The sequence below is a fragment of the Tumidithrix elongata BACA0141 genome, from assembly GCF_036349135.1.
GTDB classification, from domain to species: Bacteria; Cyanobacteriota; Cyanobacteriia; order Pseudanabaenales; family Pseudanabaenaceae; genus Tumidithrix; species Tumidithrix elongata.
Genome location: NZ_JAZBJZ010000001.1, coordinates 55,200 through 73,345, shown reverse-complemented (window position 1 = coordinate 73,345; position 18,146 = coordinate 55,200). Strand labels below are relative to the sequence as shown.

The 18,146-nt window shown below is 44.0% G+C and carries 17 protein-coding genes; 2 read left to right on the top strand and 15 right to left on the bottom strand.

The window, feature by feature from the left end:
- Positions 1 to 5: 5 nt before the first annotated feature.
- The 7 genes from V2H45_RS00295 to V2H45_RS00265 all read right to left on the bottom strand — a co-directional run bounded on the left by V2H45_RS00295 (position 6) and on the right by V2H45_RS00265 (position 6,944).
- The gene (locus tag V2H45_RS00295; protein WP_330481599.1) at positions 6 to 1,046 is read right to left on the bottom strand and encodes a glycosyltransferase family protein; all 1,041 of its coding nucleotides are present in this window, start codon (positions 1,044 to 1,046) and stop codon (positions 6 to 8) included.
- A gap of 13 nt (positions 1,047 to 1,059) precedes the next feature.
- A complete protein-coding gene (locus V2H45_RS00290) occupies positions 1,060 to 2,016 on the bottom strand; it encodes a glycosyltransferase family 2 protein (RefSeq protein ID WP_330481598.1) in 957 nt (318 codons plus the stop codon).
- Positions 2,017 to 2,018: 2 nt separating this feature from the next.
- On the bottom strand, positions 2,019 to 2,774 hold the full coding sequence (locus tag V2H45_RS00285) for a class I SAM-dependent methyltransferase (protein ID WP_330481597.1): 756 nt from the start codon (positions 2,772 to 2,774) through the stop codon (positions 2,019 to 2,021).
- A gap of 17 nt (positions 2,775 to 2,791) precedes the next feature.
- On the bottom strand, positions 2,792 to 3,769 hold the full coding sequence (locus tag V2H45_RS00280; RefSeq protein ID WP_330481596.1) for a hypothetical protein: 978 nt from the start codon (positions 3,767 to 3,769) through the stop codon (positions 2,792 to 2,794).
- Complete coding sequence (locus V2H45_RS00275) at positions 3,762 to 4,643, bottom strand: hypothetical protein (protein ID WP_330481595.1); 882 nt, start codon at positions 4,641 to 4,643, stop codon at positions 3,762 to 3,764. The genes V2H45_RS00280 and V2H45_RS00275 overlap by 8 nt, the downstream gene beginning before the upstream one ends.
- A gap of 175 nt (positions 4,644 to 4,818) precedes the next feature.
- Entirely contained in the window at positions 4,819 to 5,673 is an 855-nt protein-coding gene (locus V2H45_RS00270) for a hypothetical protein (RefSeq protein ID WP_330481594.1), read from the bottom strand.
- 29 nt (positions 5,674 to 5,702) lie between these two features.
- Positions 5,703 to 6,944: an ABC transporter ATP-binding protein gene (locus V2H45_RS00265; RefSeq protein WP_330481593.1), complete on the bottom strand. Its 1,242-nt coding sequence runs from the start codon at positions 6,942 to 6,944 to the stop codon at positions 5,703 to 5,705.
- A 219-nt stretch (positions 6,945 to 7,163) separates the two neighbouring features.
- On the opposite strand from V2H45_RS00265, the gene V2H45_RS00260 reads away from it, so the two are divergent.
- Positions 7,164 to 8,090, top strand: a complete 927-nt coding sequence (locus V2H45_RS00260; protein ID WP_330481592.1) for a class I SAM-dependent methyltransferase — start codon at positions 7,164 to 7,166, stop codon at positions 8,088 to 8,090.
- A gap of 24 nt (positions 8,091 to 8,114) precedes the next feature.
- Here the strand turns inward: V2H45_RS00260 and V2H45_RS00255 are convergent, their stop codons facing one another.
- Entirely contained in the window at positions 8,115 to 10,862 is a 2,748-nt protein-coding gene (locus V2H45_RS00255) for a DNA gyrase/topoisomerase IV subunit A (protein WP_330481591.1), read from the bottom strand.
- A gap of 333 nt (positions 10,863 to 11,195) precedes the next feature.
- Here V2H45_RS00255 and V2H45_RS00250 point away from each other — a divergent pair, with 333 nt between their 5' ends.
- Complete coding sequence (locus V2H45_RS00250) at positions 11,196 to 12,095, top strand: tetratricopeptide repeat protein (protein ID WP_330481590.1); 900 nt, start codon at positions 11,196 to 11,198, stop codon at positions 12,093 to 12,095.
- A 138-nt stretch (positions 12,096 to 12,233) separates the two neighbouring features.
- Here the strand turns inward: V2H45_RS00250 and V2H45_RS00245 are convergent, their stop codons facing one another.
- From V2H45_RS00245 to V2H45_RS00215, 7 genes are all read right to left on the bottom strand, one after another.
- Positions 12,234 to 12,923, bottom strand: coding sequence for an NUDIX hydrolase (locus tag V2H45_RS00245; protein ID WP_330481589.1), 690 nt, complete (start codon positions 12,921 to 12,923; stop codon positions 12,234 to 12,236).
- 37 nt (positions 12,924 to 12,960) lie between these two features.
- Complete coding sequence (locus tag V2H45_RS00240; protein WP_330481588.1) at positions 12,961 to 13,593, bottom strand: L,D-transpeptidase; 633 nt, start codon at positions 13,591 to 13,593, stop codon at positions 12,961 to 12,963.
- 181 nt (positions 13,594 to 13,774) lie between these two features.
- Positions 13,775 to 14,767 carry a signal peptide peptidase SppA gene (sppA, locus tag V2H45_RS00235; protein ID WP_330481587.1) on the bottom strand — a complete coding sequence of 331 codons (993 nt, stop codon included), beginning with the start codon at positions 14,765 to 14,767 and terminating at the stop codon, positions 13,775 to 13,777.
- 91 nt (positions 14,768 to 14,858) lie between these two features.
- The gene (gene atpA / locus V2H45_RS00230) at positions 14,859 to 16,376 is read right to left on the bottom strand and encodes a F0F1 ATP synthase subunit alpha (protein WP_330481586.1); all 1,518 of its coding nucleotides are present in this window, start codon (positions 16,374 to 16,376) and stop codon (positions 14,859 to 14,861) included.
- Between the two features lie 81 nt (positions 16,377 to 16,457).
- Entirely contained in the window at positions 16,458 to 17,015 is a 558-nt protein-coding gene (gene atpH, locus V2H45_RS00225) for an ATP synthase F1 subunit delta (protein WP_330481585.1), read from the bottom strand.
- A gap of 30 nt (positions 17,016 to 17,045) precedes the next feature.
- Positions 17,046 to 17,579, bottom strand: a complete 534-nt coding sequence (locus V2H45_RS00220) for a F0F1 ATP synthase subunit B (protein WP_330481584.1) — start codon at positions 17,577 to 17,579, stop codon at positions 17,046 to 17,048.
- 43 nt (positions 17,580 to 17,622) lie between these two features.
- A complete protein-coding gene (locus tag V2H45_RS00215) occupies positions 17,623 to 18,108 on the bottom strand; it encodes a F0F1 ATP synthase subunit B' (RefSeq protein WP_330481583.1) in 486 nt (161 codons plus the stop codon).
- Positions 18,109 to 18,146: the final 38 nt, after the last annotated feature.

The window sequence follows — 18,146 nt, the reverse complement described above, 5'->3', positions numbered from 1 at the left end:
GGGATCTAGGGATAATCTAGGACATTCATGTTTTTAGGAACTTCCCTTGACTGTAAAGAGGTCTGTTCGCTTTCGACTTTCTCTAAAATCTTGATATAGCGATCGGCACAGTTTTCCAAGGTAAGATTTTCTAGAATGTAATTTCGAGGTGTAAATTGTTGGTGTTTGAGTTGATAAAGGAAGTTATCTAATTGAGTCGAAAATTCTTGGATATCTTTGAATTTAAGACCGCAGGTATCATCCCAATAGGGAACGGAGCTAACTGGGGCAAACTTGACCTTGTGGGGAAAATAGGATGGATCTTGCCAAAAACCGCCTCGCTCCCAAGCTAGAATCGGGACTCCACAGGAAAGGGCTTGTTGGTATGCAATGCCTTGAGTTTCATGTTCGCAAAGAAAGATCATTGCTTTGCTGTGTTGTAAAAGTTTGTGAAACTCTTCCTCGCGATAAAAACCATAGCGAATCTCTGTAACTGTGAGATTGCGAAGCGCAAGTTGCGATCGGATTGGGGTTAGAAGTTCCCGATCGTATCTTCCATATTCCCACCTAACTTTGTCATAGAGCAAAATATCAATATTTTTTCTTTCAGGTGGTGTCGGCAACCATATTTCCGTGTCGATTCCAACTGGCCACACCAGAACGCGATCGCCATAATTAGACTCCCACATTTTTCGCATCCATTCACCAGGCACTAAGACTTTTTGAACTGGGAGGCGATCGAAAAGTAGAGCGTCGTCAATGGGATGCGAAAAGACTGAAGCACCAAATAGAATCGGGTTTTGCCATCTTCGTTTGTCTAAAACATGGGGCTTACCAATGATGCAAGCAATTTCATCGGGATGTTTTTGGATATAGCTATAGTCATTGATTCGGTGGGGGACTCCCAATTTCTTAAGACCCGCACAGAGATTTAGAAAGACACGAGTTTGTCCACCTTGTCTGGGCTTACCACGAACAATGCGACGGATGATGCGGCGAGGATAGCGATCTCCAATAAACCAGCGATCGGGGTCGGGTTCTTCGTAAAAAATATTCAGGGGATTCATGTAGCAATTTACTTTACTTCTGCAGTATTTTTTTAGCAATTTTTAAAGTATTACGCCTGAATCGTAATATTCTCTCAGTGTTTCTAAAACCTAAATGCTGATAAAATTTCCCGAGTATTCCTAGATCGTATGGTTGAAACTCAGGATCTAATTGATAAATCCACTCAACAACTTCACAGGCCTCATCCAGATGCGTGTAAGCAATCCAATGAGCTAATGGCCAAAGAACTCTGCAAGCAGCTTTTCTACGACGTTGGGTGAGTTCTCCACGTTGCTCTAAATTATGCAAAATATATTTATAAATTCCTAAATGCTGCCAGTTTGTTACTATAGCTTTAATTCCCCGATAGTTCGCTTGCATTTGCCGTTCATGTCTAATCCAATAACCAGCGCATCCAGAAGCGTGAGCTAATTTAGGATTTAGTAAACCCACTTCCAGTAAGAACATACGATCTTCGCGATAGGCGAAATCGGGACGACGGGGCACTTTTTCGACCAAATCTCGCTCAAATAGCATTCCCAAAAAATGGCTGCCATATCCTTCACCCAATTGAACTGCTAAGAAGTCATCCCAAAAAGCTGGTTCGGAATGTTCAATGATTTCTCCAGTGGCATAGTTCATTGCATCGACACGGGAATATACTAGATTTGCTCCAGTTGCAACCGCCGTCTCAAACTGTTTGTCAATTGCACCCAAACAGAGTATATCGTCTGAATCAAGAAACCGAATATATTTTCCTTTAGCTACAGAAAAGCCTCGATTGATTGCCCAAGTCTGACCTTGATTGGGTTGATAGATTGGCACAACATCTTTTTGGATCTGCAACCATTCCCAAGTGCCATCATTACTACCATCATCTACCACGATTATTTCTGTCCGAAATTTTGTACTACGACAGGATTCGATCGCTTTGGGAAGACACCAAAGGCGGTTGTAGGTAGGAATTATTACCGAAACATCCACATCCATAACTATTCTTTCCCAAGAAGGCGTTTAGCAATTTGCCGAAGTTCTAGATACCATTGTATGGGTGCGTACCTCAAAAGGGTTTCTGCTAGTTGTAGTTTTGTAGATTCCTTATAGTAAGCTGTAGTTGCAGCAGACTCCGACGCAATTAAGCGATGAATAACTTCAGAGAGTTCTGGAACTAAAGGATGATCGACAGAAACATAATCTGTAACATTGAAGCGATACCAAGGAGCAATATTGTCAGTATCGCGTAATTTCTCCCTTATGCGATCAGCTATAACAAAGTGTTTTTGGGCAAACAAGTTGTTCCAGTAATCTCGGGTACGAAGATTGATATGACCATGTCCACCCTGTTCGGGAACTGCCGCAGAAAACACTACGATCGGAGCAAGTTGGGTCAGCCAATTTACTAAATTAGGCGAAGTTCCTGGCTGTAAGTGTTCTGCTACCTCTACAGAAATCGCTAGATCAAAATATTTTCCAGTAAGAAGTTTTAGAATAGCCGAAGGATCGTTGAGATTTAAAGAATAGAACTCTACCGATAAATTCGAAAAATCTGGTTGAGAATGACCATCAATTGCTGTAACTTGTACCCCTAGTTTTGCAAGTTCTCTGCTAAGATGCCCAGGGCCGCAACCAAGTTCCACCAATGTTTTGGGGCTATAGATTTTCATGATTGCCAAAGCAAAAGTTTGGTAATCTGTTTTGAAAATTCCGCTTTGGAAGTAGTCTGACGTATAAGTAATAGCATCAGTCATAAATAATGCATCTCCATTTACAAACGGTCAGAAACTGAGACGGCTCTATTGCCAAACAACTTATGGTAGAAAGGACGAAGTATATCTTTGAAAACACGCTTAGTCAATAAAGGGAAAGAGATCGATAGAGTCGAAAAAGCATCTGCTAACCAAATTGGCCAGTTCTGACCAGATGTTAATGCTAGTCGTAACTCTTCACGTTTGTAGGGATAAATTGTCGTGTGGTGTCCAAGAAAATGAACTAAAACTGGACTTATTTCAGTAAAAGGATACCATGCTTGATGCATTGAATGAGGCACTGGTGGATTACTTAACTTCGATTCACCCCGTAATACGTCAACTAATAGTCTTCCAGGACAGGCTTGAGGATCGCCCATAATCGATCCATCATCAGGAATTGGGGTTTGACAGTGAGAAGCCATGGCGATCGCCATGAGTAACTCATCATTTGGTCGATTTCGTAACCTTACTAAGCCAATCTCATCATATCGCGGCTCCAGTTCACGAGCAGTTGCATAGACTTTACAGCTTTCCTCACCTTTCTCCAAATAATAGACTCCTCCATTAAACTTAGGGAGCGATATCAATCCAAAGCTAGCACACACTGCTTTGACATCGCCAAACCATTCACCTTGAGAGATGGTTCCACCTACAACGGATACAGCATGACCGGCAAAGCGCTCGAAGACAAATTCTAAGGAGCCAACACACAGACAATCGGCATCCACAAAAAGAGTGCGATCTGCTGGGGCAAGTTTATCTAAATGCAACTTGGGAGAGAAACCCTGTCCATACTGTCCTGGTTGCAATTCAATAATTTGAATATCTGGCAAATCAGGAGGAATTAATTCTTTCTGGTCAGTAGCGATCGCAAATTTAATAGAACTATCTTTATGCCACCATTTGAAAGAGCGTGCAAGGTTTACTGCCATTTGGATATAAATCGGTTTACCAGTGGCTATGGTTAAAACAGATCTGTAAGAATTTTTAATCATTCTTTTCTCGCTTTATTCCGAGTTTCAGAGCTAGTGTATCTCGCCAAAAGAGATGACGTACCAAGCCAGTATAGTGCCTAGCAATCCATGGTTTTGATTCATATGTGATTGCCAATGTCTGATTATCATTTGCACCACAAAAAATCTCATCAATAGACCAACAGGGAAGTCCGACTTGAAAAACGGCTTCTGCCAATATTGCCTGTTCAGTAAAGTGATCGGAGAAATTGCTCGCTTTTTTTAGGAGATTATCTAGATCTAGTTTGTTTAAAAGATCGCCATTCAAATAAACAATCCCTGTATTGATATATGGATACTGATTGAGATGAGGTAAGGTGTCTACAAAAGAACCATAGGCAGATTGATAATCACTACTTGTCTTCAGAACAAGATCGGACTCTAGTTGAAGTAAATCTTGTAAACAAGGAAGTTGTGAAAACCAAAGAATATCAGTGTCACACCACAAGGTTGGTTCATTTCGACCATGGTGGAGAATTACAGCTAACTTCCTCCCAACTGGGTTGCTTCGAGCAAATTCAAGCAGGATTTTAGAGTCTAAGCCCGATGTGGGGAGAAAACATGTTTCCCATGAAGAAATTTTCTTTTCTCCTTTCCACCAAAGCAACATTCTTTCGATCTCATTAACCTTTACAGTGCCATCCGAATATATCTGCAGCTTAGGAATTACAGTCCAAGATTGATGAAGAGATTGGAGGCTCTGCTGAAGTAAATCAAGATGTTTATATCCACACATAGAGAGAAATAAAATTGGAGCTTTAGGGCGAAATCTAAAGTAAGGGGGTGGAAATAATTTAACTAAAAATCTGTATATTCCGCCAGATCGGAATGCGAAGGAGTTTTTTACTTTTTTCATATTTTTTCCTAACTCTAAAATACTAATCAGATCAGGTAATGTATACTTCTTGATTTTTGGTGGAATCTTAGTATCAAGAAAATATTTAAGGATTTGCTATGAATTAAAATACCAATGATTTCGACTCTGCTCACCTAGCGTTAGCTGAGTGGAGTCAAGTTTCTTCACAAGTCTCTTAACTTTTCTTAAATTGCTTAGTAACTGATACGATCCGAAAACTTAAGTCATAAGCAGCGCGGTTCCAAAATTGATGAATGGAAAGAGAAAGTAATACCTTTATTAACTTATAAAGCATCGAGATTTTTTGAAGAATTGAGGGTGCTAATGTGTGACCCATGCTAGATAAATATTTATCGGCTTTTCCAGCTAGGGATGCTGTCATATGCCACTGGCGAGGAGTACCTTCCAAATAACCAGTGTGAATAACTGTTGCACTATCTTTTGGATCAAATACTGCACATATTTTTTTTTGTGAAATACACCAATTAGAAAGAAACGTTTCAAACCCAGTAAATTTGTCTTTAGGTAATTGCTGTAAAGCCTCAAACCCTAACCGAACTAATTTTGTTCTGCATATACAAGGGTTAGCTGAAAATCCGTAAATAGATTCAAAAATTTCTGGGGTAACTGGATTTCTTTTCTCTTCTTGAGTCAGTGGAGCAGTTTTACTAAAACGAATTTGTAACCAATCAAGATTTTTTTGTAATAAGTTTAACAAATGCTCTAACTCAATTGGCTGGGTGAATTGCCAGTCATCTTCTAACCAAAAGAAGAACTCAGTGTCAACTAAAGCTAAGGCATTTATAATGCTCTGAACGTAGCCTCTACGTATATAGCTATGGACTATCAAATCTGGTTTTACGAAATCAAAATCCTGATGTCTATAACTTCCATCTAAGGCTAAAATTCGCCTATGGAACTGATATTTTAAGGCATTATCAAATGAAGCGATGGTAGCTGGTAAAAGATGCTCTCTTCCTTCACAAGAAAATATGACGACAGTAATCTCAGAATCGATGCTTTTATTCATAGACTTATTGAACAAATTGATTAAGTTATTTAGATTATGGACATCTCAACATCATATTTTAGATTTATAATTCCTCTAACTGTAGAGGGATATTTAAATATCGTTGAATTTTGATTTATTGATTCCTCTATCAAAACATCTAGGATTTGATATCTGTCAATCCATCCAGATGTTGTTTGGATAGCGAAGCCTAATTTATAGTTGCCAGGTATAAGATTTAAATCTCTAACTTTGCCAAAGTAATTTATGGTTTGATTAGCATAAAGTGGAATTTTTGTTTGCTGCTTATTGCCGATGTCAATTAGTGCTAATCTAACTCCTGTTATTGTGTAAAGTAGAATGACGGCTGACAAAATATAGGAGTCTTCTTTGTGCGATCTGATTTTTAGAGAGAACTCCAATTCATTGGAAAAGATTTTATATGTGAAAGACTCCAGCAGTAAGCTACTTGTCAGTGGAATATTTGCAATATGATTAATGCCTGAATTTAAATTTAGTTGACTGTACAAATCAACAGCAGTGTAAACATCTTCTTGTAGTTTAATTATTCCTTTTTCTAATAATAATCCTCTTGTGCATAAGGTTTTAATGGCTTCAATATTATGGCTCACAAACAAAACTGTTCTTCCTTCCTTTCCCACATCCTCCATTTTTCCCAAACATTTTTTCTGAAACTGCGCATCTCCAACTGCTAAAACTTCATCTACAATTAAAATCTCTGGTTCTAAATGTGCTGCTACAGCAAATGCTAATCGTACGTACATACCTGACGAATAGCGCTTCACAGGTGTATCTAGAAACTTCTCTACTTCGGCGAATGCTACTATCTCATCAAACTTACGCCCAATCTCTGCTCTACTCATCCCCAAAATTGCGCCATTGAGGTAGATATTCTCTCGCCCAGTTAACTCAGGATGAAAACCTGTACCTACTTCTAATAAACTGGCAACCCTTCCTTTAATTGCAATTCGTCCTCTTGTTGGTTCTGTGATACGGCTAAGGATTTTTAGTAGAGTGGATTTGCCTGCGCCATTACGTCCGATAATGCCAATTCTGTCGCCTCGCTTTACCTCAAAGGAAACATCTTGTAATGCCCAAAACTCTTCATGACATGGATCGGGGACTTGCTGTTTAGAAGGTCGTAATCTTTGCCCTAAGGACTTTATCCCATTTGTAAGTACATCTCGCAGCGCTACATAGCGTTCTTGGGGCTGATGACCAATGATGTATTTTTTGCTGAGATTCTCGACTTGAATAATCGTTTCAGACATCTAGTGCAATCCCGTTTTTAACCATGGCAGTTTTGGCAATGCCTTTAGTGGGCAGATTTTGCCTGATTATTCCCTGCTTTTGCCGATAATTTATAGCACGGATAGATTAAATTCGATCGCTTATTCGCGGTTGTTCGCGACTGTTCGGGAATAAGCGATCGCGAAAATTTGCCGACAAGTTTGGCATAATGAAACCTAGTTATCCTAAGAATTCCAATTATGCCTGCTACAACCACACCTAATCCTGCTCCCAGATTAGCCTCTCGCCTTGTGAATGGGGTGTTGGCAATTAAACCTCTAGCAAAGCTCGCCAAGCATCAAGCCCGCAAAATGATGATTGAACGCGCTGAGTCGATGGGTGTAGCTTGGAGAAATATTGTGGCAACACTGCGATCGCAAGATTTGGAAAGCGACTTGGCACAGGTAGAAAATCCGAACCTGAAATATCCTGAATATTATCTACGTCCTTTTCATGCCTACGATCGGGGGAATTTGGGCTGGGAAGCGGCAACTGAAGTCGAAGTGGCTGCCTATGCCGTGCATTCGCGGATTTGGAAAAAGGACGATCCGAAGGGTGATGCTCAACTGCGCCAGAGTTATCATGATATTCTTACTACCCAAATTTCAACTTCCCCCAAGGATATTCTCGATGTGGGTTGTAGCGTGGGCATGAGTACCTTTGCCCTGCAAGCCACCTACCCACAGGCAAAAATTACGGGCTTAGATCTGTCCCCCAATTTTCTCGCGATCGCCAACTACAACACCCGTCAGCGTCATCCTGACTATGCGATCGACTGGGTACATGCGGCGGCTGAGTCCACAGGGTTTGCGGATGCGTCCTTCGATCTGGTGTCAATTTTTTTGGTTTACCACGAATTGCCCCAAACTGCGGCGATCGAGATTATCAAAGAAGCCAAACGCATTCTTCGTCCACAGGGACATTTGGCGATTATGGACATGAATCCTCAGTCAGAAATCTATGCCAAGATGCCACCCTATATCCTCACGCTCCTCAAAAGCACGGAGCCCTATTTGGATGAATATTTTGCCCTAGATCTTCAGCAAGCAATTGAAACGGCAGGCTTTAAGCATCAAACCCTTACCTCTAATAGCCCGCGTCACCGCACATTAATCGCGCAAGTTTAAACAAACGCGAAAAACTGCAATCGCTTATCCGCCAACAGCGATATACACGACCCTCTCTGTACGGGCTAGCGCAATCTCGCCTGTAAATACCAAACTGCCCTGCGTATTCGGTACTTCTAGGGGAATTAACGCCAGAGGTACTTGAACTGTCCGCGCCTGCATATCCCCCTCTTGGGCGATCAAGAAGGTCACTGTTTCTAGCTCCGAGTCTGGGTTGATAGATGCGATCGCGGCAAGATAATCATTTTTCGCCAGAAATTGAAAGGACTGCGAGCCAATACTGCCACGGGGCGAGAGTCTGAGTGCATCAGCCCGAATGCGTTTGGCAAAGCCTTGAGCCGTGACTAAAATTAGTTCGGTATCAGGAGCAGTCTCTAAATCTAAGGCAACGGTTCCGACCAAAGACTCTGTGCTACGCAGCCGCATTGCCAAATTACCCATCGCCGATCGCCCTAAGGTGGGAATCTGCTCCTCATTGGCATGCATTCTGAGAATGCGCCCCGCCGAGGTAGCGATCGCGATTTGTCGGTCAAATCCTACAACCTCTGCCCAACACAGGCGATCGTCGTCTTTTAGCTTGGCAGCTACTAACCCTCTGGTATTCATGCCTGCAAATTCAGAGAGGGGCGATCGCTTGATTTTTGCCTGAGCGGTCAGCAGTACCAAACTCGCTGTGGTTTCAGGATTTTTGTCCCAGACCAGATGAGAAACGATCTGATCGGTGGCGTCGGGAAGCAGCGTAATGAGAGGCGTACCGCGACCTTTGCTGCCTTGCGGTTTGGGGATATTCGCGATGGAGACAGGGACGGCTTTACCACTGCTGGTGAGCACGATCAATTCACAATCGGTACGCGTTGGATAAATTACCGTGGTGACATCATCGGGAAATGCTGTGTCAGGATTCGCACGGGTATTGGCATCGAAACGCTTGATATAGCCTTTATGGGTGAGTTGTAAGGTCACATCCTCAACTGGGGCTTGGATATTTAGAAAACCCGATGGCAAAATCGAACCATTGGTTTCCTGTAGCAGAGATGCTTGAGATAGGTCTTTTGACTCTTTCTTGGTAGCTTTCTTTACCTCTTGCCCATTTAAATCCTTGTTTGTAGCTTTCTCTGTTCTCGATCCGTTCGTATTTCGGCTACCCCTTGCTTTAGGATTTGGCTCAACTTCTGCCTCGTCAAGGAGTTCAGCCTCAGCATTAAGGGTTATTACAGGACTAGGATGCACGCCACTTGCTGGAATCGCATCGACTGAAGCTATGCGCGTGCGGCGATCGTCGCCATGCTTTTTCTTGAGATTTCGTAGGTCTTTTTTGAGCGCTTTGAGCAATTCGCGGCGATCGCCGAGCAGTCCCTCTAGTCGCCTAATTTGCTGTTGCAATTCCTGCATTTCTGCCTGCAAGCTTTGTCGCTCCATGCCTGTTAGGCGGCGCAGAGGCATGGCTAAAATCGCTTCGGTTTGGGTTTCTGACAGGCTAAACTGTGTTTGCAATTCCAACTTGGCAGCCGCACTATCGGCAGCAAAACGCAGTACGGTAATCAATCGGTCTAGATCCTCTAGAACCAAGCGCAACCCATCGACGAGGTGCAAACGTTGTTGGGCTTTATCTAGCTCGTGGCGATATTGACGGGTAAGGGTTTCCTCGCGAAAGCTAATAAACTCTTGCAGTAGCTCGCGCAAATTCATCTGCTTGGGCAATGAGCCGCGCAGAGCTAACATAATTGCGCCAAAATTTACCTGTAGGGTGGTTTGTCGGTACAGTTGATCGAGCAAGACATCGGGATTGGTTTCTTTTTTTAGCTCGATCACCACCCGCATGCCCGTGCGATCGCTTTCGTCGCGAATATCGGCAATGCCGTCCATTTTATTCGCGTTCACCAACTCGGCCACCTTTTCGATCCAGGCAGCTTTGTTAACCTGAAACGGTAGCTCGGAGATAATAATTACTTGTCGTTGCTTCTTGCGCCCCGTCCCACTGCCCTCTTCGACCCTTGCCACGCCTCGGATCGTAATGCTGCCTTTGCCCGTCGTGTATGCTTCTCGGATTCCCGCGCGATCGAGAATAATGCCACCCGTGGGAAAGTCTGGTGCAGGGATCAGCTTAAATAACTCATCATCGGGCAAGTCGGGGCGATCGATTAAGGCAATCAACCCATCCACCACCTCTCTGAGATTGTGAGGAGGAATATTGGTTGCCATCCCCACGGCTATCCCCGATGCCCCATTTAATAACAGTAGGGGCAACTGTGCGGGTAGGACGACCGGTTCCTGTTGAGAACTGTCAAAGTTGTCCGTAAAGTCAATGACAGCCTCGTTAATATTTTCTAGCAAGGCCTCGTTGCCGATGGGTGCAAGTCTGCACTCGGTATACCGCATGGCAGCAGGCGGATCGTTATCGACAGAGCCAAAATTGCCATGCCCTGCCAACAGGGGGTAGCGACTAGAAAAGTCCTGTACCAAGCGTACCAAGGCATCGTAAACCGACTGATCGCCGTGGGGGTGATATTTACCCAACACATCTCCCACAACTCTGGCACATTTGCGATAGGGGCGATCGGGTACGAGCCCTAGCTCATGCATGGCATAGAGAATGCGACGATGCACGGGTTTTAGCCCATCGCGTACATCAGGCAAAGCCCGTCCCACAATTACACTCATTGCATACTCAAGGTATGACTGCTGCATTTCTGTATGCAGGGCAGTGGGAATGATCTGTCCTTGATTGGGGTTAGGAGTCAAAAAATTTAACTGTTCGGGTTGCCTGGCCATATAATCGCTGCTTTACTAGCGTCTTGGGTTAACTGCTAATTTGTTATGATGAAACAAATTTTTGGGGATGCCTATCTATAAATAAAGGTTGCGTAAATAAAATTAGGATGGTGAAGAATCCCCCAATCCTCCTAGACATCCTTATCTAGTTTCTCGGAATTAAAAAAATAGATATGCTTGCCCTGTCAAAATAAAAATACTCTGCTACTATGCTTTGTCAAGTCTAAGCATTCTGCAAAATGTCAAACCAAAGCGTAAAGGGCATTATATTTGCAAAGTAAAATCAACATAAAATCAAATTCAAATTAATAAATAGGGTTTAGGTTAGTTATTGTGGCACAACGTACGGCTCGACAATGGATTATCAACGGCGTATTGATTATCGTCACACTTTCGTTTATGGGTATTTCGATCGCGCCGTTACTTGGAGGCATCCTAACACCTGCACCCTCCCAGCAGGCAAAAAATGACACCCAAGCTACGACAGAGCAAGAAAAAATTAAAATTCAGATCGAGGGGTTTGAGGCAGTCCTAAAGCGCGAACCCAAAAACCAAACTGCCTTGGTGGGCTTAATCAACCTGCGCAATCAGTTAGGCGATGTCAAGGGTACTATTGAGCCACTAAAGACTCTAGCCGATGCCTTTCCTGATGAGCCAGAATATCGGTTGGTTTTGGCAAGAACCTATATTAATTTGAGCGATCGCATTTCTGCGGCCGCCGAATATCGTAAAATCTTGACCACAAAGCCTGGTAACTTAATTGCCCTCGATAGCTTAATTGCTATGGAAGTGCAGGACAATCGGCCTGAAGCTGCCATTGGTTTAATCCAAGACACCTTAAAAACCGCTGACACCGCCAACAAAATTCAGCCCAATACGATCGATAAGCCCTACGTGCAGTGGATGCTAGGGGAGGTCTATCGTCGTCAAAATCGGTTTGCCGAAGCGATCGCAGCCTTCGATCAACTTATTAAAGAAGACAGCAAAAACTTTCGCCCCGTCGTCAGTAAAGCCCAAGTCAAACGCGCTCAAGGTAAAGAAGATGAGGCAAAAGCCCTATTTGCCAAAGCGGCTGATTTAGCGCCTGCTCAGTACAAAGATGAAGTCAATCGCATTGCTGGTGCGCAAACACAGTTGCAACCCTTTACGAATGATTCTAAAGATTCTAAAGATCCGAAGCAGTCACCCACAACTACGCCAAATAGCGCGACGGACAATCCTCAAAAGAGATAATTGCTAGATAGTCAAAATCTCGGTTAAAGGTAGCGCACAACTTCCATTCATTACTGGAAATCAAGTATCGGTGCGCTAGCCTTGTTCCTCACTAAGGAGGGAGAGCGTCTTTTGATTCCAATAAGTTGGGGTCTGGAATTAGACCTCGAAATTGAAGCCCTTCTCTTTTAACTGGCGATAGGTAGCTTCATCAAATTCATACAGTTGCGCGGCACGATGGGTGACATTTTTTTCTGTCTCATTTAAACCAATCAGTAACCCCATACTGAGAATCTTTTTGCGAAAATTGCGCTTATCTAACGTCTCTCCCAACACAGTTTCATAGAGTCGTTGCAGTTGCGAGAGCGTAAATTTCTTCGGTAAGAGTTCAAAGCCGATCGGTTCGTAGCGCAGTTTCCCCTTTAGCCGAGCCAACCCTACAGATAGAATTCTCTCATGATCGAAGGCTAAAGTAGGTATTTCAGTTATAGAGAACCATGCGGCGTCCTTCGCATCTGTGGTTGCTTGAATATGATATTCACTCAAATTGACTAGGGCATAGTAAGCCACGGTCACGACGCGATCGCGTGGGTCGCGATCGAGATTCCCAAAGGTATAAAGCTGCTCTAGAAAGACTTCTCTGATTCCCGTTTCTTCCCTGAGTTCCCTCATTGCCGCCTCTTCTAGGGTCTCATCCATTCGCACAAATCCGCCGGGCAAAGCCCATTGCCCTTGAAAGGGAGGAATCGCTCGCTGGATCAGCATGACTTTTAAATCCTGAGCGTCTAAGCCAAACACCACACAATCGACGGTTAGTGCGGGTCTAGGAAATTTATAGCTATAGGACATAGATGGGGTAATTCTCAAACTTTCTGCTTGTGGGTCCTTAGGGAATCACCCTAACGGGCATTCCAACTTCCACCAATTCAAATAGTGCCACAATATCGCGATTGCGCATTCTGACACAACCATGGGAAACCGCTTGCCCGATCAGCGATTCATTGGGGGTTCCGTGGAAACCTATGGTATCTTTTCCATCTGTCCAAAAGCCAATCCATCGCAAACCGAGGGGATTATCTTCCGCAGGAGGGATAACGTCGCCCGTCCAAGGGCTCTGCCAAGCGGGATTGCGGATCATTCTAAGGATTTTGAATTCTCCTGTAGGCGTCTCCCATCCACCCTTGCCCACGGCAACTGGAAATTGCTTGAGAATGCGATCATCTTGATAGGCATAAACTTGACGCTCGCTAATACTTAAAACTAAATGTGTGGCGCGATTGTCATTCAGTTCTTGAAGTAACAGATTAGAGGATAGAGAGGGAAGCTCTGGCTTCATCAAATCGGCAAGATCGTTCTTCAGCATATCGGTAGCAGATCCCGACTGTGAAATTAGCGACGATCGCGCTTTCTCACCTTGAGCTGTTTCTGGATTTTTAGCGATCGCGACCTGTTCAAACAAACAAATCAAACATACAATCCCCAAGCCAAGCTGTAATTTCCGACTTAATTTGCTTGCCATTCTATTCATCTCCTCAATTGATACCAATTTCTCTTAAATTTGCGACAGATCGGGATTTAGGTTCCGCGCTGAGCGCGGTCTTTTCAAAAAGATGCGTTGCATCATTTTTTGAAAGTGGTATGAGATAACTAAACCAAAGACTTCTGTCCATCTCATCACTCAAATTCTGAACGTAGAGAATTTAATTAAACCAACTTGGCATTAATAGAACGGGTGGATCGTTGCTAGACAGTCCAGCAGAATTTGGTTGAAAGAATCTCTGGACTAAAGAATCTAGATTTTTTGACAGGGGAGAAGCTAAATTTAAAGACAAATCCGCTTTATTCAACAATTGATCCAAAAGACGTTCTACAGAATTTGGGCTGCGCTCAATCGGCAACTCTTTGATATCGGGTAGATTAAATTTAGCTCGGGCGAGTTTGCGGAGATCGGCGATCGCATCGTCAAGCGTACCGATTTCATCGACCAACTTATTCTCTTTAGCTTGGCGACCTGTATAGATGCGACCATCGGCGAGTTTGCGTACCGTCTCTAGATCCATATTGCGTCCTTTAGACACATCGGTAATGAACTCTTGATAGGTGTTTTGCAGTAAATCTTGCAGCAACTGACGCTCAGGCTCACCTAGCTGACGAAAGGAGGAAAAAATATCTTTATAGGGCCCTGTTTTAATTGTTTGTGGTTCGATACCGACGCGATTGAGCAACTCGCGCACGTTAAACCCATTGAGAATTACGCCGATACTGCCCGTTAGCGTACCTGCATTGGCGTAGATTTTTGTCGCGGCACTGGCAATGTAGTAACCACCGCTAGTACCTTGATCGAGCATACTCACAACCACAGGCTTGATCTGTTGTAATTGCTTAACAGCTTCGTAGACTTCTTTACTCGCGCCCACAGTTCCGCCAGGACTATTAATCGATAACAGGACTCCTTTTACAGAGTCTATCTTTTTCAGATCGAGTAAGCGATTGCGTACTGCCATAGCTCCAGACGAAGAAGCCCTCACGCCTGTAATCACACCATCTAATGAGACCAGTTCTAAGCGATCGCTAGATCGATCCAAGGCTTGACGCAGGTTAAATGCTTCTTCGCTTTGGCGTTGAATCCCAAAAATGGCAGCAACGAAACAGACAGCGACCAAGACAAGAGCAATAATGCGATTGAGTTGCATACGAAAAAGATTGCTAAAGAAAAAAATAACCCCTCACACCAGCATAGCGGTTTCGTGAGGGGTTATATCAATAATTGCTTAGCGAATTAACTTAAGCGGCAGCTGCGAATGTTTTCTTAAATTCAGCGATCGCTTCCTTTAAAATCTTCTCAGCTTCGTCGCCAAGTTTCTTCTCTGCCTTGACAAGATCGGCATACTTAGGCTTGCTGGTAGAGAGGTAGTTACGCAGTCCCTTGTTAAAGGAAGTTACCTTTTCTACAGCGATGTCATCAAGGTAGCCGTTGATGGCGGTGTAGATAATCGCAACTTGGTCAGACACAGGCAAAGGAGAGTATTGAGGCTGCTTGAGAATCTCACGCAGTCTTTGACCGCGTTGTAACTGCGCTTGGGTAGCTTTGTCCAAATCAGAGGCAAATTGAGCAAAAGCAACAAGGTCATCGTACTGGGCTAATTCCAGTTTGATCTTCCCTGCAACCTGCTTCATGGCTTTAATCTGAGCTGCCGATCCAACGCGGGATACCGAGATACCTGGGTTGATCGCAGGACGAATACCAGAGTTAAATAGGTCAGAAGACAAGAAGATTTGTCCGTCTGTAATCGAAATAACGTTGGTAGGAATGTAGGCGGATACGTCACCAGCTTGCGTTTCAATAATGGGTAGGGCTGTCATCGAGCCACCGCCCAACTTGTCACTGAGTTTAGCTGCACGTTCGAGCAAGCGAGAGTGGAGATAAAATACATCCCCAGGATAGGCTTCACGTCCTGGTGGGCGACGGAGGAGCAGGGACATTTGGCGATAGGCCTGTGCTTGCTTAGACAAGTCATCATAGACCACCAAGGTTGCCTTGCCTGAGTACATAAAGAACTCAGCCAACGATGCACCTGTGTAAGGCGCTAGATATTGCAACGTTGCTGGATCGTTGGCATTGGAAGCAACCACGATCGTATATTCCATCGCACCGCTTTCGCGTAGTACGTTAACGACATTGGCTACGGTTGAAGCTTTTTGCCCGATCGCTACATAAACGCAAATACAATCTTCACCCTTTTGGTTGATGATCGTGTCAACGGCAACAGAGGTTTTACCTGTTTGGCGATCGCCAATGATTAATTCCCGTTGTCCGCGACCTACAGGAATCATGGCATCAATAGCCGTAATCCCCGTTTGGAGAGGCTCAAACACTGACTTACGCGCAATAATACCAGGAGCAGGAGACTCAAGCAGTTGGAATCCGTCGTTCTTAATGTCGCCCTTACCATCGATGGGACGTGCCAAGGAATCCACAACACGACCAATAAAGGCGTTTCCGACAGGAACCTGAGCAATTCTACCTGTGGACTTGACTGAACTTCCTTCAGCAATGCCACGTCCATCACCCATGAGCACAACCCCAACGTTGTCCTCTTCAAGGTTTAAGGCGATACCAACGGTACCATCTTCAAATTCGAGCAACTCGCTGGACATGCACTTCTCTAGTCCATAAACGCGAGCGATGCCATCACCCACTTGCAACACAGTACCAACGTTAGAAACTTGCAGTTCTTGGTTGTACTGTTCGATTTGCTGCTTAATAATATTGCTTATTTCGTCAGGTCTGATGCTAACCATAGTTGTCAGTTGTTTGTGTTTATTTGTTTGTTATTTGGCAATCAGCGATTCGCAGTTTGCTTTCTTGGCAATAAGGAAGGTTTAAACCCCAGCCATCAAGCTACTAGAAAGGCGACGCAGTTGTCCTCTAATACTGGCATCAATGACTTGTGAGCCAATTTTGATGATTACCCCACCGATCAAATCTGGATTCACCACGATCGAAAGTTGAACGCTGCGGGCACTGGTTACGTCAAGAACTTTTTGTTCTAGGGTTGCTTGTTGCGCCTCAGTCAATGCCACCGCCGAGATAATCTCAGCAAAAGCGACTTGATTCATCTCTCTCAGCAATGCTTGAAACTGCAAACAAATCGGCTCTAAAAAAGTAATGCGTCGCCGATCGACCAACACCATTAAAAAGCTTTGCAAAAAGGGATGGATACGCGATCCAAACACCTCAGCAATCACGCTCTTTTTGACATTATTTTTAATTAAAGGGACTTCCAGCAGTTGCCTCAGTTCATTTGATGAACGCAAAGTCTCAAGAATTTGCTGCACATCATTACCAAATGGCTCAACCAAACTTTGATCCTTTGCCAAAGACATCAGAGCCTCGGCATAGGGTTCGACAAGAGTTTGGCTTACAGAACTAGCTTTCATGAAATTATCTAACTCCTACATTCAGATCTTTTACTTAGATCCCAAAAGTGAAATACTGCGGTCAACTAACTCTCTCTGAACGGAGTCTTCTAGTCCACGCCCAAAATACGCTCTCACACCAGCCAAAGCTTGCTCGGCAACCCGTTGTCTTAGTTGAATCAACACGCGCTCTTGCTCAGTTGCAATCTCTTGATCGGCAGATTCTCTCAAGCGTTCGATGTCAGCATCTACAGTTGCTAAAATTGCCGCACCTGCTGCTTTGGCATCTACTTCAGCTTGCTGACGCAGGCGATCGCATTCTGCCTGAGCCTGTGCTAGCTTTTCCTGTTGATCAGCGAGCTGCTCGATCGCCACTTGCTTGCGCTTGTCAGCATCTTTAATTGCCGACTCAATCGTTTCTAGACGTTGGGAGAGAGCTTTGCCTAAAAAGCCTTTTCCAGCATAAATTAGAACCCCTAGAAGGATCAAAATATTGATCGCATTGGTTTCTAGAATATTGCTGTTTAGACCAAAACCTGATGCCTCACCTGCCTCGCTAGCAAGTAGGAATAAACGAATGTCCATAAGTTATTTATCGATTGAAAATGACTAAGCAGTTCGTGCGTTACTAGCTACTTACCAAGTTTCCTAATAGTTTTTGCAAGATTTGGCGGCTAAGTGATTCGACCTGAGCATTTAAAGAAGCTTCAGCATCGCGCTTTTGGGCTTCGATCTCAGCTTTGGCGCTTGCTACCTTGGCTTGAGATTCTTCCAAAGCTTTGGCAATTTGCTGAGCGCGAATTTTCGCTGCATCAGCCTGAGCTGCCAAAATCATAGCTTGAGCAGATTTACGAGTTGCAGCAACCTCTTGCTCGTATTGGTGAGCCAAAGTATTTGCCTTTTCTAGTCGCTCCTTTGCCTCCGCGATGTTGTCTCGCACATAGTCGCTGCGATCGTCAATTGCCTTAGTTAATGGTTTAAAAAAGATGGCATTGAGAACAGCAACCAGCAGTAAGAACTGCACTGCCATGAGCGGCAATGTGGCATCGAAATTGAATAATCCACCGCTAGTTTCAGCAGATTCAACTGCTAGTAAAAATGTCCAGTATGTCATGAGAATTCAGTCTAGGTAGCAACTTAGCGCAATTGCAT